Here is a 16,255-nt window from a genome sequence, read left to right as displayed (position 1 = left end):
TTAGAACATGTCCTCCGCGGTAACGCTCTGCGTGTGTTTGTTGTACGTGGTCGACCGCTTGCTGAAGAAGTCGTTATCCTTCGTCATCATGATGTCCTCGTCGAACCAGCGCGTCTCCTCGAGCAGGTCGTCGTCCGTCTCGAACACCGGTTCCACCCCGACGTTTTCGAGGCTCTGATTGAACCGGTCTCGCAGAAACGCGTCGACGTGCGCTCTGGGGAGAAACTCCAGCTCGCCGTCGGCGAATATCCAGTCTAGGATCTCCGTCTCTGCCTCGTAGGCCTGCCGACAGGCTTCTTGGACGTCTTCCTCAAAGTCGTCGTCGAAGAGGTCCGGGTTCTCCTCTCTGATCGTCTCCACCAGCTCGACCCCGAACAGCCCGTGAATCTGCTCCTCTTTGCTGGTCGCTTCGACGGCGTTCGCTATCCCCGTGAACTTCTTCTCGTGTTTGTCGAAGCTCGTCATTATGAGGAACTGGCTGAACAGCGAGACGTGTTCGACGAACGTGCTGAAAAGCAGGATGCTCATCACGTACTCCCGGTCGTCGTCGCTCTCGCTCTTCTCCAAGTACTCGTCGAGATACTCGATCCGCTCTCTGATCGCCGGCTCCTCAGTCACCTGCTCGAAGTCGTCCGTGATGCCTAAGACGTCGAGAAGGTGACTGTAGGCGTCCATGTGCCGCACCTCGCTTTCCGCGAAGGTCATACCCACGTTCCCGACCTCGGCTTTGGGCATCTCCTCGTAGATGTCCGACCAGAACGTCTTCACCTGGACCTCGATCTGCGCGATAGCCAGCATCGTCCGCTTGATAACGGTCTGCTCGGCAGGTGTCGTGTTGACCTTGAAGTCTTGGACGTCTCCGTCGAAATTAAACTCCGTATGCACCCAGTAGCTGTTCCGGATCGCCTCGACGTAGTCGAGGAAATCGCTGTACTCGTAGGGCTTCAGCTGTTTTCGCTCCGAGAAGATGTCCTTCTCTGTGTCCGCGCCTGTGCTCGCGTTTCCGTTTTCGCTTTCACTCATCGTTGGTCATCTCGAACGTGACCGCTCGCGTTGGATTGCCTCTCCTCCTGTCTAGCGTCGGTCCGGTGAGTCCGACCGCGTCGTGTCCTTGAGAGACGGTCTCACAGCGTCGCGTGCGTTTGGCCGCGTGAACCGTATCGGACCACACAGACTCCACCGACATAAGTATTACCAATAGAATTGTAGTACAGCAAGCTCACTTTCATAACTGGAGGGCGGACTCGTTCCACCGTTCCACGAACGAACGGTACCGAGACGGGGACTGAGTAGTGATCTCCGGTTACGGGCGGTCGCGACGGTGACCAACTGGCGGCGTCAAGCCTCCACGCCGGTCCAACTGCGAGGGCTCCGCCGAGCGGTCCGACGAGAAGCGCGACCCGGAGCCGGGCGACCGGTCGGCGGGGCGACCGCGCGTTCGAATCGGTCGACGGCGCGGGAGGCGAGCGAGAGAGCCCCCGGCTCAGGGCCGCCAGCGCTCGGGGTCGACCGCCCAGAGGACGACGACGGCGGCCACGCCGCCGAGACCGCCGGCGACTAGTGAGAGGGGGTTGGACGCTCCGGCCGCGAGCGCCGCGAGGAGCAGAACCGATCCCGCGAGTAGCGCCGGAGTGTCCTCGGTGACCGTCGCCTGAACCACCGGCGCGACGGCGCTACCGACGACCGCGCCGGCGACGTGGAGAGCAGGAAATTCGGAGAGGAGCGCCGTCTGTGCCGCCGGGTTGGTCACCGTTTCGGGAACGGATGCGGGCGCAAGAAAGAGACCAGCGCCGAACGCGAGCGCGGCCACGACGCTGAGTGCGGGCGCGACCAGCGCGGCGCGGGCGGAGGCGTCGGTGCCGCCCGCGGCGGCCGTACCGCCGACGAGCAGGACCGAACCGGCGGCGAGGAGCGCCGGAGTGGCGAGCAACGAGACGGGCGAGGGGGTGACGAACGCGATTCCGTCGGGCGCAGACGAGGAGGGGACGAGTCCGGTGGAGACCGTTCCGGCGAACCCGAGCGCGGCGACGCCGACGACGAGGAGGGCCGATCCGACAAGGCGACTGCTGAGTGACATGGACGGTGGGATGCGGTCCGGCCACAAAACGACCGCGGGACGGAATCGGAGTCGGACGGCTCGACCGTCCCGCCGGTCGCACTGTACCGCCGGTCACACCGTGATGCCGGCGCGTCCGTCTCCGATAACCACCATCACGCGCTCCGGCGGGCCGCGCTCGTCGGTGAGCCGCAACAGGAGCGTCTTGACGACCGGCTCGTCGGTCTCGACATCGCCGCGGACGCCGCCCTGGTCGACCGCGATCCGGAGCGAGTGGTCGCCCGTGCGGCTGATCCCGCCGAGCCGGAGTTGGACCTCCGGAACGGTGAGCCGCTGTGCGATCACGAGGATCGCGTCGCCGTCGTCGACGAAGTCGGTGCGCTCGACGAACGCCCGCGACTCGGTCGCGTCGGGCTTGAGGGCGCCGCGGGCCGCCGCGGCGGACCGGAACGAGGCCGCGTGCGTCAGCAGTTCCTCGGGGCGCGCGAGGACGCTGCGGCTGTCGACCATCGGGTTGCCGTCGACGTACCGGCTCCGCACGCCGAGGTCGCGCGGCGTCGAGGCGGCGACGTCGTGGAGGCGGTCGACGCACCCGGCGGTGGCGACGGCGAGCGCGCCGGCGACGGCCGCGCGACGGTACATGTGCCCGACTGTAACCCAGCGAGGTAAAAACCCCGTCGCCACGGTGACGCGGCGTGAGAATCGGACGCGGCTACTCGTCTATCGCCGGCGCAGGGACGCCCTCGTCGCCCGCGTCGATCTCGAAGGCGCGCCGAAGCTCCGCGATCCGGTCGCGGATGTCGGCCGCCAGCTCGAACTCCAGGTTGCTCGCGGCCTCGTCCATCCGGTCTTCGAGCGCCTCGATCTGCGCTTTCGCCTCGTCCTCGCTCTCGACGTCGCCCACGCTCACGCTCGAGGTGTCCGTCTTCGAGCCGGGGAGGTTCGTCTCGCTCACCGGCTTGTCGATGGTGGTCGCCTCGTAACCGTGCTCCTCGTTGTACTCCAACTGGATCTCGCGGCGGCGCTGGGTCTCCTCGATGGCCGCCTCCATCGAGTCGGTCACCTCGTCGGCGTAGAGCACGACCTCGCCGTTGACGTTGCGGGCGGCCCGCCCCATCGTCTGGACGAGGGTGGTGGTGGAGCGGAGGAACCCCTCCTGGTCGGCGTCGAGGATGGCGACGAGGCTCACCTCCGGGATGTCGAGCCCCTCGCGGAGCAGGTTGATCCCGACGAGCACGTCGATGTTGCCGAGCCGGAGGTCGCGGATGATCTCGTGGCGTTCGAGGGTGTCCGTCTCGTCGTGCATGTACGCCACGTCGACGCCCGCCTCCTCGAAGTACTCGGTGAGGTCCTCGGCCATGCGCTTCGTGAGCGTGGTGACGAGGACGCGCTCGTCGCGCTCGATCCGCTCGTCGACGCGTTCGAGGAGGTCGTCGACCTGCCCGGTCGCGCCCGTCACCTCCACCTTCGGGTCGACGAGGTGCGTCGGGCGGACGATCTGCTCGACGATGCGGTCGGAGGTCTCGCGCTCGTAGTCGCCGGGCGTCGCGGAGACGTAGAGTGTGCGGTCCGTCTTCTCCTCGAACTCCTCGAAGGTGAGGGGGCGGTTGTCGTAGGCGGTCGGCAGCCGGAACCCGTTCTCGACCAGCGAGTCCTTCCGCGACTTGTCCCCCTCGTACTGGCCTTTGATCTGGGGGATCGTCTGGTGGGACTCGTCGACGACGGTGAGGAAGTCGTCCGGGAAGTAGTCGAGCAGGGTGTAGGGGGCGTCGCCCGACTCGCGGTCGTCCATGTGGACGGAGTAGTTCTCTATCCCCGAGCAGTAGCCCGCCTCGCGGAGCATCTCGACGTCGAAGGTGGTGCGCTCCTCGATTCGCTGGGCGGCGACGAGGTCGCCCTGCCGCTCGAAGTAGCTCACCCGCTTCTCCATCAGGTCCTCTATCTCCGCGATCGCCTGTTCCAGTTGGTCGTCGGGGATCGAGTAGTGCTCCGCCGGGTGTAACATTACCGCCGGCTCCTCGCTCACGACCTCGCCGTGCATCGGGTCGACCTTGAGCATCCGGTCGATCTCCTCGCCCCACAGTTCGACGCGCACCGCGTAGCGCCCGTACATCGGGTAGATCTCGACGGTGTCGCCCCGGACGCGGAAGGTGCCCTGCGTGAAGTCCACGTCGTTGCGCTCGTAGTTCAGGTCGACGAGGCGGGTGAGAAGCTCCTCGCGGCCGACCGCCTCGCCCACCTCTAAGCGGAGCGCCATATCGCGGTAGTTCCCCGGGTCGCCCAGCCCGTAGATGGCCGAGACCGAGGCGACGACGATCACGTCGTCGCGGGTGAGGAGCGAGCGCGTCGCGGAGTGGCGCAGGCGGTCGATCTCCTCGTTTATCGACATCTCCTTGTCGATGAACGTGTCCGTCTGCTCGACGTACGCCTCCGGCTGGTAGTAGTCGTAGTAGGAGACGAAGTACTCGACGGCGTTGTCGGGGAACAGCTCGCGGAACTCCTCGTATAACTGGGCCGCGAGCGTCTTGTTGTGGGCGAGAACGAGGGTGGGCTGGTCTAACTCCTCCGCGACCCACGAGACGGTGTTGGTCTTCCCGGACCCCGTCACGCCGAGCAGCGTCTGCTTGTCCGCGCCCGACTCGAACCCCTCGACCAGCCCCTCGATCGCCTCGGGCTGGTCGCCCGCCGGCTCGAACGGGGCGTCGACGCGGAGGGGGCGGTCGACGGTCGGGCGGTCCTCGGAGAGGGGGGAGTCGGCGTCGCTCACGATACGCGTCGTTGGGCGGCGAGACACTTGAGCGGCGCGGCTAGGCACGCGACAGCGACGAAAATCGGTCCCGCGCGGGCGTTCCCTCACGGGGAGAAGACCGATTACCGATCGGGCTGAGAACCCGATCGTGTCCCTCCTCACGCCCGCCGTCGCGTTCGGCGCCGCCCTCATCCTGTTCGTCTGGCTCGCGTCCGGCGTCTGGGTGAACTTCGACGCGCACGCTCGCGGGAGCGACTATCCGGCCGTTTGGGGCGTCTTCGCGCCGCTCACGGGGGTCGTCATCTCCTACTACCTCCTCTGGTGGCGTCGCGGACGCCCTCGCGAGTACTCGCCGTCTCGGTTGGAGAGAGCCACCGCCGTCGTCGTCCTCGCCGGTCTCGGTGGATTGGTCGCCGGGGGCCTCGTATCGCCGCCCGATCCGGTCTCGCAGTTGACCACGTGGCCAGTCGCGTTCGCCTGCTGTCTCCCCGTCGCGTACTGGCTGGTCGAGCGGAGATTCGACGCGTCCGGAAGCGAGGACGCCGACCGCTGAGCGGGAGCGCACGCTACTCGATCGGCGGTGGATTTAGTAATACGAGAATTTCAAGTACAACTAATAATGGTGAGTAGTACAAACGAACCGACCGTAGTACGCGTCTCGCAGAAGGGACAGGCCACGATCCCGAAGGGGCTCCGCGAGAAGTTCGGGATCGAGGCGCCCGGCGAGGTGTTCATTTACGAGGACGAGGGGCGGATCGTCGTCGAACCGGTCCCCTCGCCGGACGAACTCCACGGGATCCACGCCGACGAGCACGAGCGCGGCGAGGCGCTGGAGCGCGTACGGGAACTGAGAGACGACGAGAAGCGTCGGGAAACGGAGCGGGCGGACCGGCTCCGCCCGTCCGAGGACGAATGAGCGGGAGGTACGTCTTCGACACCGAGGCGATCGTCGCGTACCTCTACGGGGAACCCGGCCACGAGGCGGTCGCCGGGCTCCTCGACGAGGTGTTCGCCGGCGAGTCGGCGGGGGCGCTCGCCGAGACGAACGCCGGCGAGGTCTTCTATCTCGTCGCCCGGTTCGTGGGTGTCGACGACGCCCCGACCGACGCCTCGCTTCGGGAGGCGGACCGGGACCTCCGCGCGCTCGAACGGCGAGGGCTGGCGATCGAATCGGCCGACTGGCGGCTGGCGGCCGAGGTGAAGGCTCACGGGGACATCTCGCTTGCCGACGCCCACGCCGTCGCGCTCGCGAGCGAGCGGGACGCGACGCTTGTCGCCGGCGCGGACGACGACTTCGACGAACTACCCGTCGCAGTCGACGTTCGTCGGTTCCGGGATCAAGGCGTGTAGGTCGGCGGCTACGCTCGCCCCCGCCGGTCGGTGCGTCGTTCGCCTCCCGGCCGACGGTCGCGGGGAGGCCGACCGCGGCGCCTCACTCCAAGTCGAGCAGCGTCGCGATCTCGTCGAGGTACTCGTCGTAGACGCCGACCGCGGACTCGATCGGGTCGGGCGAGGCCATGTCGATGCCGGCGAGTTCGACGACGTCGAGGGGGTACTTCGAGCCGCCAGCCTTCAGCATCTCGCGGTAGTCGGCGGCCGCGGACTCGCCCTCTTCTAAGACGCGCTCGACGATGGCGGCCGCGGCGGAGATGCCCGTCGCGTACTGGTAGACGTAGAAGTCGTAGTAGAAGTGCGGGATGCGCTGCCACTCGCGCTCGATGCCGCCCGTCAGCTCTGCGGGCGCGTAGTAGTCGCCCTTCAGGTCGGCGTAGGCCTCGTCGAACGCGTCGGGCGTGAGCGCGTCGCCGGCCTCCACGCGCTCGTGGATCTCCTGCTCGAAGGCGGCGAACATCGTCTGTCGGAAGAGGGTCGAGCGGAAGCGTTCGAGGTACTCGTCGAGGACGTGGGTGCGGAGCTCGTCGTCCTCGACGGTATCGAGCAGGTGGTGGGTGAGCAGCGTCTCGTTGACCGTGGAGGCGATCTCAGCGACGAAGATCTCGTAGCTCGCGTCGTGCCACGGCTGGGCGTCGCCCGCGAGTTCGGAGTGCATCGAGTGGCCGAGCTCGTGGGCCAGCGTGTACATCGAGGCGATGTCGTCCTGGTAGTTCATCATGATGTACGGCTGGGTGTCGTAGGTGCCCGAGGAGAACGCGCCCGAGCGCTTCCCGCGGTTCTCGTACACGTCGACCCACCGCGAGTCTAACCCCTCGGCCAGCCGCTCCTGATACGCGTCGCCCAGCGGCGCGACCGCCTCGATCACCCACTCGCGGGCCTGCTCGTACTCCACGTCGGGACCCTGGTCGCCCGTCAGCGACATGTAGAGATCGTGGCTCTGTAGCTGGTCGACGCCGAGGGCCTCGGCCTTCAGGTCGGCGTGGCGGTGGAGCACGTCGAGGTTGTCGTCGACGGTGTCGACGAGGGTGTCGTACACCTCGACGGGGACGTTCGAGCCGTCGAGCGCGGCGGCGCGCGCGGAGTCGTAGTCGCGGATCTCGGCGCTCGTGACGTGTTCGCGGACGGCCTTCTCAAGCGACGTGCCGACCGTGTTGCGGACGTCCGCCCACTCGTCGTAGAACGTCTCATGGACGCGCTCGCGGAACTCGCGGTCCGGGTTCGTCTGGAGCTTCGTGAAGTTCGCCTGCGTGATCTCAACCTCCTCGCCGTCGGGGTCCTCGACGACGCCGTAGGTCATGTCGGCGTTCGTCAGCATCGAGTAGATCTCGCTCGGCGCGTCGGTGACCTCGGAGAGGTCCGCGAGCACCTCCTCGACCTCGCTCGACCGCGTGTGCGGCTTCTTCCGCAACACGTCGTCGAGGTAGTGCTCGTAGGTCGCGAGCTCCGGCTCGTCGTCGACGAACGCCTCGACGTCCGACTCCGTGAGCGTCTGTAGCTCAGGTTCGAGGTACGAGATCGCGCTCGACGCCTCGGAGCCGAGCGAGGACGCCCGCGCGGACATCGCCTGATACTCCTGGTTCCGCGTGTCCTCGGCGCTGCGGAGCCGGGCGTACGTGGTCACCTGCTGTAGCTCGCGGAAGATCTCCTCGCGCAGTTCGAGCAGTTCGAGCAGGGTCGCGGCGTCGTCGGTGACGCGCCCCTCGTAGTCGCGAAGCTCGTCGATCCGGTCTTCGACCGTCTCGCGGGCCGCCTCCCACGCCTCGTCGTCGGCGTAGATGCCGTCGAGGTCCCACTTGTACTCGGCGTCGATCTCGGATCGCTCGGGAACCGAACTCATACCGATCGAGTCGGTCTCCCGCACACTAAGCCTTGGCAAACCCCGCGCGGCGAGCCGATAGGCGTGGGGACCACCGACAAACGACGCGTGTCAACGTGGCTCATTTCACTCGTCACCGCCCGCGGTCCGACGCCTCTCTACTCGGCTTCTCCCCCGGCCCACGCTGCGAGGTCGACGACGAGAACGAGCGCGTCCTCGCCGTCGCGGTAGTAGCCGCCGACCCGCCGGATCGGGTCGAACCCCTCGTCGGCGTACAGCGACCGGGCGGGGTCGTTGCCCTCGCGCACCTCCAGCCGGGCGACGGCCACTCCCGTCGCGCGGAGCCGGGCCAGCGCCGACCGGAGGAGCGTCCGGCCGATCCCCCGACCGCGGGCGTCCGGGTGGACGGCGAGGTCCTTGATATGGCCGATGTCGCGGCCGTGGTTCGGCGTTCGGTCCGCGACGACGAACCCCGCGACCGCGCCATCCCGCTCCGCCACGAGGAACGCCGGCTCGTCCAGCAGTCGCTCGAAGGCGTCGTGCGGCCACGGGTCCGAGAAGCAGGCGCGCTCGATCCGGACCACCGCGAGGAGGTCGGCGCGCTCGGCCCGTCGGACCGTCACGTCTGCGGCGCTCACGGGTCGCGTTGCGGGCCGCGAGGAATAAACGCGCCGGGTTACCCGTCGATCCACGGCTCGTCCGCGTCCGCCGCCGCCGGGCCGGGGGCGCACACCTCGAAGCAGGCGCCCTCGGGGGCCGGAGCCGCCGTCCGTCCGGGAGGCCGACGGGGCCCTCGGACTCGCGGCGGAGCTCGACGCTCCAGCCGTGCGACTCCACCACCTCGCGGACGATGTCTAACCCGTACCCCGTCCCGTCCGCGCGGGTGGTGAACCCCGAGTCGAAGACGGACTCGCGGTCGTCCGGGTCGACCCCGGTCCCGTCGTCCGCGACGAGGAACCCCCCGTCGGTCGCGGTGACGAGGACGGTGAGCGCGTCGTCGGTCGGGTCCGCCTCGGCCTCGCCCGCCTCGACCCCGCCTCCACCGGCGGCGGTGCTCTCGGTCCCGTCGCCCCCGGTGTCGTCGCTCCCGGCCTCGTCGCTCGCGGCCTCCTCCGGCTTCGCGTGTTCGGTCGCGTTGCGGAACAGGTTCTCCAAGGCCTGTCGGACCCGGCCGCGGTCGCCGCACACCCGGGCGTCGCACGCGACGACCAGCTCCGCGTCGTCGTCGCCCTCGGCGGCGGTCTCCCAGGCGTCGCGCGCGACGCTCGCGAGCGCGAACTCGGTCGGCTCGTCCATCCCGGTCCCCTGCCGCGCGAGGATGAGCAGCTCCGAGACGAGCTGGTCGATCCGGTCGACGGCGCGCTCGCCGCGTTCGAGCGGCTCCGCCTCGCCGCGCAGCCGCGCCATCTCCATGGATCCGCGGATCACGGACAACGGGTTCCGCAGGTCGTGCGAGACGATGCTCGCGAAGCGGTCGAGCCGCTCGTTCCGGTCGGTGAGCCGGCGCTCGCGCGCCTTCCGCTCGCTGACGTCGCGGGAGTTGATGAGCAGTTCGCCCACGGGGCTGTCGGCGGGCAGCGACCGGGTCCGCGACTCCAGCCAGACCCAGTCGCCGTCAGCGGTGCGGTAGCGGTACTCCAGCGTCGGCGCCGCGTCCGGCTCGCTGAGCGCCCGGTAGAACCGCTCGGTCATCCGCTCGCGGTCGTCCGGGTGGACGTACCCCAGCGGGGAGCGGCCGACCGTCGACCCCTGCTCGTAGCCGAGCACCTCCTCGACGGAGGGGCTCTCGTAGACGACGAGGCCGTCGCCGTCGACGACGGTGACGAGGTCGCTGCCGTACTCCAGGAAGGCGCGGTAGCGCTCCGGGAAGGTCCGGTCGGCGTCGACCCGCCGGACGGTGACGATCCGGCCGCCGAACTGCGGGGCCAACTCGTCGTCGACGACGGACTCGACCCACGCGTAGCCGCCGCTCGCGCGTCGGATCCGGTGGGTGACCGTCCGGGTCGCCGCCACCGCCGACAGCGCGTCGGCTACCGGGTCGCGGTCGCTCGGGTGGACGCGGCCGAGGAGGTCGCTCCCGACGAGCGCGTCGCGCTCGACGCCGACGACGTCGGGCACCGACGGTCCGGCGAACAGCACCTCGCCGTCCACGGCGACGGCGAGGAGGAAGCGGTCGGCCTCGCGGGGGCGGGACGCGCCCTCGGCGGGCGTCGCGTCGACGCGCCCGGACGCCCCGTCGCCGGAGTCGCTCGACCGCGGCCCGGTCTCGGCGCGGGCCGGCGGGCGGGTCGACCCCTCTCGAACCTCTGTCGGCGCGTCGGCCGCGTCCCGGTCGGCGGCGTCGGGGGCGTCGCCCTCGGCGGCGCCGCGGCCGGACGTCGACGTGTCGGATGGACGGAGGGTCACGGTCAGTTCGACCGACCGTACGGACGGGGAGTGATAAAGCTGCGCGCCGGAGATATCAAAACGGATAATCGGGGTGCCGCGCAACGCCAGCGTCGCGGGACCTCACACCTCGTCGACGACGGTTGCGTCGGCCCACGCGGCCTCGAAGCCGTCGCTCACGCGGGTCGCGAAGCCGCGGTCACGCAGGTCGAGTATGCCGAACAGCCGGTCGGGCGCGAGGGGGTCAGCGACCTCCAGACACACCTCCTCGCCGTCGATGAGGTAGAAGTTCCCGTACGCGTCCTCCGTGATCCGCAGTTCGAATGGCCCCTGCGCGATCGTCAGCGTCGCCCGGTCCTCGTCGACCGCCGCGCGCGCGTCGTCGAACACGCCCGGCGAGAGCAGCACGGAGACGTCGACGCCGCTCCGGATGACGCCGAGGAGCCGGTCGAGCAGCTCCGGGCCCTCGCGGTCGACGTCGAACTGCGCGGAGACGTCGGTCGCGACGACGACGATCGACTCCTCGGCGGCGTCGATCCGTTCGAACAGCAGTTCGAGCGAGTCGTCGGCGCCGACCGCGGCGGTCCAGAACCGGTCGTCGGTCGTCTCGGCGTCGGCCAGGCGGTCTATCAGCTCCGACTTGCCCGACTCGTACGTCTCGATCCGCTGGCGTAGCTCCCGCCGCTTCGCCTCAACCAGCCGGTCGACGGCGACGGCCGGCTCGACGGGCGCGTACCGCTTCGGCTCGCGGTCGGTCTGGACGCGGACCAGCCCGCGGGACTCGAGGCCGCCGAGCGCGTCGTAGATGCGCCCCTTCGGCACGCCGCTCTCCTCCGCGACGGCCGCGGCGGTCCCGGTACCCAAGGCGAGCAGCGCGCGGTACGCCCGGTCCTCGTAGCTCGACAGGCCGAGGTCGCGAAGCGACTCCATGCCGCGCCCTACGCGCGTCCCCCACAAAGCCTCGGCGTTCGGCGCCGCCGAGATATATAAAAGGTTCGTGAACAACCGCCGTCGGTTTCGCGACTCGTTCGTCGCTCGCGCTCCTCCGATCCGAACTTAGGCCGTCCTACGCCGTCAGTATCCCATAAAATCGGAGCTCCGTCCGATTGCCCCCGCCGATCGCTCCGCCCGGTCTCATACGAAAACATATACGTTGTTGTCGCGGGTTCCCGAAGGGTATTACGTCGCAGCCCCGTACTCGGACGCAGTCAACATGAGTCGAATCCGGACGGCCGCCGTCCTTCTCCTCGTCGCGTCGCTCCTCGCGACCGGAACGGTGGTCGCGCAGCAGGCCAACGACACCGTGCGCGGCGACCCCGACATCGAGGCGTTCGCGCCGGAGACGGCGTTCGTCCCCGGCGAGGAGTCGACGCTCCAGGTGAGCCTGAACAACCGCGGCGACATCGACGCGCAGGGCGCCGACAACCTCGAGAGCGAGGTGGTGACCGCCCACGAGACGACGGCGCGGATCCTCACCGGCGACGCGGCGAACCGCGAGGTCCCCTTCGACGTGCGGACCGGCGAGCAGACGGTCGGGGACGTCACGCGCGGCGTCACCGGACCGATCGAGTTCACCGTCGTCCCCGACGAGGACGCGGAGCCGGGCGTCTACCGCGTCCCGATCCGACTGGAGTACCGGAACGTCGAGCGCGCCGAGGTCGACGACGGTTCCACCGTCCGCGACGATGAGGTCGTGACGGAGACCGTGTACGTCTCCGTGGAGATCACCGACCGCGCGCAGTTCGCGGTCGTCGACGTCGACGGCGCCGTCCAGGCGGGCGACAACGGGCTCGTCGACGTGACGCTGCGGAACGTGCGAAACGAGACCGCCCGCGAGGCCTCCGTCGCCGCGAACCCGATCGACCCCGACCTCTCGTTCGCCACCGACGCGGGCACGACCGAGACGTACGTCGGGTCGTGGGAACCGGGCGAGGACCGCACGTTCACCTACCGGCTCGCCGCCGCAGGCGAGGCGACCGCGCGGGCGTCGACGCTGGAGTTCGACGTCGACTACCGCGACGCCGAGCGCGCGAACGCGGCCGCGAGAACTGTCCGGACGGGCGTGACGCCGCTCTCGCGGCAGGCGTTCACCGCCGAGGGGTTGAACAGCACGCTGCGCGTCGGTGAGGACGGCTCCTTCACCGTCGAGGTCCGCAACCGCGGCCCCCGCGAGGTCGAGAACGCGGTCGTCGTGTTCAGCAACGAGGCGCCCGCCCCGGACGGGGTCGGGCAGGAGACGGTCCAGTCGGACCCGAACATCGTCCCCCGCTCGACGCGGGACACGGTGGGCGACCTCGCGGTCGGCGAGACGGCCACCGCCACGTTCGACGCCGGCCTCCGAACCGACGCGAACCCCGGCGAGCGGACGGTCAACGTGGCGGTCCGCTACCGCGGGCTCGGCACCGACGAGGGCGTGAGCGCGAACCCGGAGGACGACGGCACCGTCTCGCTGGTGTCGACGGGGTCGGCCGGCGACGTCATCGTCTCCGACACGCTCGATGTCGTCGTCGACGTCGCGCCCGAGGCCGACGTGTTCTCGGTGTCGCCGGCGGAGCCGAACGCGACCGAGCCGTCGACGGTCACGCCGGGGTCGACGGTCCGGTACGACGCGGTCGTCCGCAACACCGGCCCCGAGCCGATCACGGACGTCCAAGCGAAGCTGTTCGTCGACTCGCCGCTCTCCTCGTCCGACGACGAGGCGTTCGTCACCTCGCTCGACCCGGGCGAGGCGAGGACCGTCACCTTCGAGGTCGCGGTCGACGGCGGCGCGACGCCGAAGACGTACGCGGCCGCGGTCGACTTCCGCTACGACGACGCCGACGGCGACGAACAGCTCTCCGACACCTACCGGCTCCCGGTCGAGGTGGTCACCGAAGACGACAGCGGAGCGCTCTCCTCGCCGCTCGGGATCGTCGCCCTGCTCGGCGTCGTCGCGGTCGGCGGCGCCTTGGTCTGGCAGCGCGGTCGGGTGAGTCGGGCGATGTCCGAGTTCCGCCGTCGACTCCGCTCCCGATAGATGGACCCCGTCACCCGGCTGTTCGGCGCGATCACCGACCGGGTCATCGAGCAGCCGCGCCGGGTCGTGATCGCCTGTCTGGTCGTCACCGCCCTGTTCGCGCCCGGCATGGCGCTGTTAGAGGCCAGCGCCGGCAGCGACCAGTTCACCGACGGGATCGAGGAGTCGGACGCGCTCGACCGCGTGAACGAGAAGTTCGAGCCGGCGTTCGGGGGTGACGACCCGACCACGCAGCTGATCCAGCGCGACGTCAACGTGCTCGACCGACGCGGCCTCCTCGACATGCTGGCGACCGCCGAGCGGCTCTCCGACCGCGACGGGCTGCGGGTGACGGACGTCTCCGCGCCCGCGATGGACGTCGCGGCCGAACTCGACGCGGACGCCGACACCCCCGAGGCGGCCCGCGACGCGATCGAGCGCGCGAGCGACGGCGAAATCGACGACGCGGTCGCGGCCGCGGCCGAGGACCCCGGGTTCGCGACGCTGCTCTCCGACGACTTCAACCGCGAGTCGGGGACGGCCTCCGCGGCGCTCGGCGTCGTCTCCCACTCGTTCCCGGCGTCGGCGGACACGCAGGCGATCCAGAGCGAGGCGCAGACGATAGCCGAGGAGGCCCCCGGCGACGTCACCGCGTTCGGCGGCGGCATCGTCGACGACGAGTTCGAGCGCGTCATCTTCGACTCGCTGTCGATCGTCGTGCCCGCGGCGCTCGCGGTCATCCTCGGGCTGCTGGCGTACGCCTACCGCGACCCGTTCGACTTCGTGCTCGGGGGCGTCGCGCTCCTGATGACGGTGGTGTGGACGTTCGGCTTCACCGGCTACGCCGGGATCGCCTTCTCGGAGGTGCTGATCGCGGTGCCCGTCCTCCTCTTAGCCATCGGGATCGACTTCGGGATCCACACGGTGAACCGCTACCGCGAGGACCGCGCCGCGGGCGCGCCGCCGGAGACCGCGATGCGCGGCGCGCTCGGCCAGCTCGTGGTGGCGTACTCGATCATCGCCGGGACGACGATCATCGGCTTCCTCGCGAACCTCACCAGCTCGCTAGCCCCGCTCCGGGAGTTCGGGCTGGTCGCCGGGCTCGGGATCTGTTTCACCCTCGTCATCTTCGTCGGCTTCCTCCCGGCCGCGAAGCTGGTCGTCGACCGCTGGCGCGCCGAGCGCTCGCTGCCCGAGTTCGGCTCGCGCCCGCTCGGCTCCGAGGACTCCGCCCTCGGGCGGCTCCTCCCCAAGCTGTCCGCCATCTCGCGGCCCGCGCCCGCCGTCTTCCTCGTCGTCGTCCTCCTGCTCACGGCCGGCGCCGCGGGCTACGGCGCGGGCGTCGACACCACCTTCGAGGACGACGACTTCCTCCCGCCGAGCGAGCAGCCGGCGTACGTCGACTACCTCCCCGGTCCGCTCCAGCCCGGCGAGTACACCGCGACGGAGACGATCAACTTCCTCTCCGACAACTTCGCCACGAGCGAGGACGACACCGTCACGATCTACGTGGAGCGGCGCATGACCAGCGACGCGGCCCTGCGCAGCCTCGCGCGCGCCGAGCGCGACCCGCCCGACACGTTCGTCACCGTCGACGGCCGGGCCAGCGTCGACAGCGTTCAGGGCGCGATCGACGCCTACGCGGCGGAGGACCCCGAGTTCGAGCGGCTGGTCGAGGCGTCCGCGCTCGACGACGGGCGCCCGAACCGGAACCTCGACCGGATCTACGCCGAACTGCGCGACTCGCCGTACGACGACTTCACGGGCGAGTACCTCGCTGACGACGACCGCTCGACGCGAATCGTATACGCCGTCGAGTCCGACGCCAGCGACGCCGAGATCACCGCGGACGCCCGGCGCGTGGCCGACCGCTACCGCGGCGACGCGACCGCGACCGGCCAGATTGTCGTGTTTCAGGCGGTCGCGGACACGATCTTCGAGTCGGCGCTCGTCTCGCTGGCGGCCGCGCTCGGCCTCTCGGCGGTGTTCCTCGTCGTCCTGTTCTGGCTCCTCCTCGGCAGTCCGACGCTCGGGCTCGTCACGCTCGTCCCGGTGACGGTCTCCGTCGCGACGCTCACCGCCACGATGCGGCTCGGGGGGATCCCGTTCAACGCGATCACCGCGACGATCCTCTCGATATCCATCGGACTCGGCGTCGACTACACCGTCCACGTCGCGCACCGCTTCCACGACGAGTACGCCCGCGGCGGCGACGTCGACGCCGCGGTGGTCACCACGCTCCGCGGGACCGGCGGCGCGCTCACCGGCACGTGGGCGACGACCGCGCTCGGCACGGGCGTGCTCGTCTTAGCCATCACGCCGATCCTCGGCCAGTTCGGGCTGCTCACCGCCGCCAGCATCACGCTCGCCTACCTCGCGTCGCTGATCGTCTTACCCCCGGCGCTCGTCGTCTGGGTCGCCGTCGTCGAGCGCCGCCCCGGACTGCTGTTCGTCGGCCGCCTGCTCGACGCCGCCGGTGCGATCGACGTCGACGGCGGGAGCGGTGCGCCCGAGGGGCCGCGGACCGACGGGGGGACAAACGAGCCGGTCGACCCCGACGAGGACGCCGACGCCTTCGAGTGGCAGACCGACCCGCAGCCGCCCGCAAACGACCCGAGTCAGAAGCGTTAAAAGCTCGCCGCGGATACCCGGTCGTGAGGGCGCGTAGCTCAGCGGACAGAGCACTTGGTTCCGGACCAAGATGCCGCGGGTTCAAATCCCGTCGCGCCCGTTCCTTCGCTTCGCTCAGTCACGGGCGCGACTGGCTCCACGCTCGTTCCCTTCGGTCGCTCGCGTGGATCCCGTCGCGCCGTATCGCTCTCTCCGACAGATAGCAACAGGTGGGCTCGTAAAATCGTC

12 protein-coding genes, 1 tRNA gene and 1 pseudogene are annotated in these 16,255 nt (G+C 69.6%); 6 read left to right on the top strand and 8 right to left on the bottom strand.

Annotated features, from left to right (window positions below):
• The 4 genes from KI388_RS12955 to uvrB all read right to left on the bottom strand — a co-directional run bounded on the left by KI388_RS12955 (nucleotide 1) and on the right by uvrB (nucleotide 4,823).
• Nucleotides 1–1,023 (bottom strand): ribonucleotide-diphosphate reductase subunit beta, encoded by a 1,023-nt coding sequence (locus KI388_RS12955; RefSeq protein ID WP_215087012.1) that lies wholly within the window; start codon nucleotides 1,021–1,023, stop codon nucleotides 1–3.
• A gap of 460 nt (nucleotides 1,024–1,483) precedes the next feature.
• The gene (locus tag KI388_RS12950; RefSeq protein WP_215087011.1) at nucleotides 1,484–2,077 is read right to left on the bottom strand and encodes a hypothetical protein; all 594 of its coding nucleotides are present in this window, start codon (nucleotides 2,075–2,077) and stop codon (nucleotides 1,484–1,486) included.
• Between the two features lie 93 nt (nucleotides 2,078–2,170).
• The gene (locus KI388_RS12945) at nucleotides 2,171–2,698 is read right to left on the bottom strand and encodes a hypothetical protein (RefSeq protein ID WP_215087010.1); all 528 of its coding nucleotides are present in this window, start codon (nucleotides 2,696–2,698) and stop codon (nucleotides 2,171–2,173) included.
• Between the two features lie 70 nt (nucleotides 2,699–2,768).
• Nucleotides 2,769–4,823 carry an excinuclease ABC subunit UvrB gene (gene uvrB / locus KI388_RS12940; protein WP_215087009.1) on the bottom strand — a complete coding sequence of 685 codons (2,055 nt, stop codon included), beginning with the start codon at nucleotides 4,821–4,823 and terminating at the stop codon, nucleotides 2,769–2,771.
• Between the two features lie 130 nt (nucleotides 4,824–4,953).
• Between uvrB and KI388_RS12935 the strand changes: the two genes are divergently transcribed.
• The 3 genes from KI388_RS12935 to KI388_RS12925 all read left to right on the top strand — a co-directional run bounded on the left by KI388_RS12935 (nucleotide 4,954) and on the right by KI388_RS12925 (nucleotide 6,155).
• Entirely contained in the window at nucleotides 4,954–5,358 is a 405-nt protein-coding gene (locus tag KI388_RS12935; protein ID WP_215087008.1) for a hypothetical protein, read from the top strand.
• 66 nt (nucleotides 5,359–5,424) lie between these two features.
• Nucleotides 5,425–5,721 (top strand): AbrB/MazE/SpoVT family DNA-binding domain-containing protein, encoded by a 297-nt coding sequence (locus tag KI388_RS12930; protein ID WP_215087007.1) that lies wholly within the window; start codon nucleotides 5,425–5,427, stop codon nucleotides 5,719–5,721.
• Nucleotides 5,718–6,155 (top strand): PIN domain-containing protein, encoded by a 438-nt coding sequence (locus tag KI388_RS12925; protein WP_215087006.1) that lies wholly within the window; start codon nucleotides 5,718–5,720, stop codon nucleotides 6,153–6,155. Before KI388_RS12930 ends, KI388_RS12925 begins: the two co-directional genes overlap by 4 nt.
• 82 nt (nucleotides 6,156–6,237) lie before the next feature.
• Here KI388_RS12925 and pepF read toward each other — a convergent pair whose 3' ends face one another.
• The 4 genes and pseudogenes from pepF to KI388_RS12905 all read right to left on the bottom strand — a co-directional run bounded on the left by pepF (nucleotide 6,238) and on the right by KI388_RS12905 (nucleotide 11,331).
• On the bottom strand, nucleotides 6,238–8,037 hold the full coding sequence (gene pepF, locus KI388_RS12920) for an oligoendopeptidase F (protein ID WP_215087005.1): 1,800 nt from the start codon (nucleotides 8,035–8,037) through the stop codon (nucleotides 6,238–6,240).
• 137 nt (nucleotides 8,038–8,174) lie between these two features.
• Nucleotides 8,175–8,654: a ribosomal protein S18-alanine N-acetyltransferase gene (gene rimI / locus KI388_RS12915; protein ID WP_215087004.1), complete on the bottom strand. Its 480-nt coding sequence runs from the start codon at nucleotides 8,652–8,654 to the stop codon at nucleotides 8,175–8,177.
• A gap of 38 nt (nucleotides 8,655–8,692) precedes the next feature.
• A pseudogene (locus KI388_RS12910) lies at nucleotides 8,693–10,422 on the bottom strand (PAS domain-containing protein).
• A 102-nt stretch (nucleotides 10,423–10,524) separates the two neighbouring features.
• Entirely contained in the window at nucleotides 10,525–11,331 is an 807-nt protein-coding gene (locus KI388_RS12905) for a helix-turn-helix domain-containing protein (protein WP_215087003.1), read from the bottom strand.
• A gap of 283 nt (nucleotides 11,332–11,614) precedes the next feature.
• Here KI388_RS12905 and KI388_RS12900 point away from each other — a divergent pair, with 283 nt between their 5' ends.
• From KI388_RS12900 to KI388_RS12890, 3 genes are all read left to right on the top strand, one after another.
• Nucleotides 11,615–13,417, top strand: coding sequence for a CARDB domain-containing protein (locus tag KI388_RS12900; protein WP_215087002.1), 1,803 nt, complete (start codon nucleotides 11,615–11,617; stop codon nucleotides 13,415–13,417).
• Nucleotides 13,418–16,027: an MMPL family transporter gene (locus KI388_RS12895; protein WP_215087001.1), complete on the top strand. Its 2,610-nt coding sequence runs from the start codon at nucleotides 13,418–13,420 to the stop codon at nucleotides 16,025–16,027. It begins immediately after the preceding gene.
• Between the two features lie 27 nt (nucleotides 16,028–16,054).
• Nucleotides 16,055–16,127, top strand: a tRNA-Arg gene (locus tag KI388_RS12890).
• Nucleotides 16,128–16,255 lie beyond the last annotated feature (128 nt).

Source organism: Halorubrum sp. 2020YC2 (assembly GCF_018623055.1).
Lineage (GTDB): Archaea > Halobacteriota > Halobacteria > Halobacteriales > Haloferacaceae > Halorubrum.
This window is presented reverse-complemented; position numbering and strand designations above follow the sequence as displayed.

Excerpts from the sequence above, each read along its gene's own strand:
- KI388_RS12900 (WP_215087002.1), top strand. The coding sequence starts at position 11,615 with ATGAGTCGAATCCGGACGGCCGCCGTCCTTCTCCTCGTCGCGTCGCTC.
- KI388_RS12905 (WP_215087003.1), bottom strand. The coding sequence starts at position 11,331 with ATGGAGTCGCTTCGCGACCTCGGCCTGTCGAGCTACGAGGACCGGGCG.
- KI388_RS12895 (WP_215087001.1), top strand. The coding sequence starts at position 13,418 with ATGGACCCCGTCACCCGGCTGTTCGGCGCGATCACCGACCGGGTCATC.
- KI388_RS12925 (WP_215087006.1), top strand. The coding sequence starts at position 5,718 with ATGAGCGGGAGGTACGTCTTCGACACCGAGGCGATCGTCGCGTACCTC.
- KI388_RS12945 (WP_215087010.1), bottom strand. The coding sequence starts at position 2,698 with ATGTACCGTCGCGCGGCCGTCGCCGGCGCGCTCGCCGTCGCCACCGCC.
- KI388_RS12955 (WP_215087012.1), bottom strand. The coding sequence starts at position 1,023 with ATGAGTGAAAGCGAAAACGGAAACGCGAGCACAGGCGCGGACACAGAG.
- pepF (WP_215087005.1), bottom strand. The coding sequence starts at position 8,037 with ATGAGTTCGGTTCCCGAGCGATCCGAGATCGACGCCGAGTACAAGTGG.
- KI388_RS12930 (WP_215087007.1), top strand. The coding sequence starts at position 5,425 with ATGGTGAGTAGTACAAACGAACCGACCGTAGTACGCGTCTCGCAGAAG.
- KI388_RS12950 (WP_215087011.1), bottom strand. The coding sequence starts at position 2,077 with ATGTCACTCAGCAGTCGCCTTGTCGGATCGGCCCTCCTCGTCGTCGGC.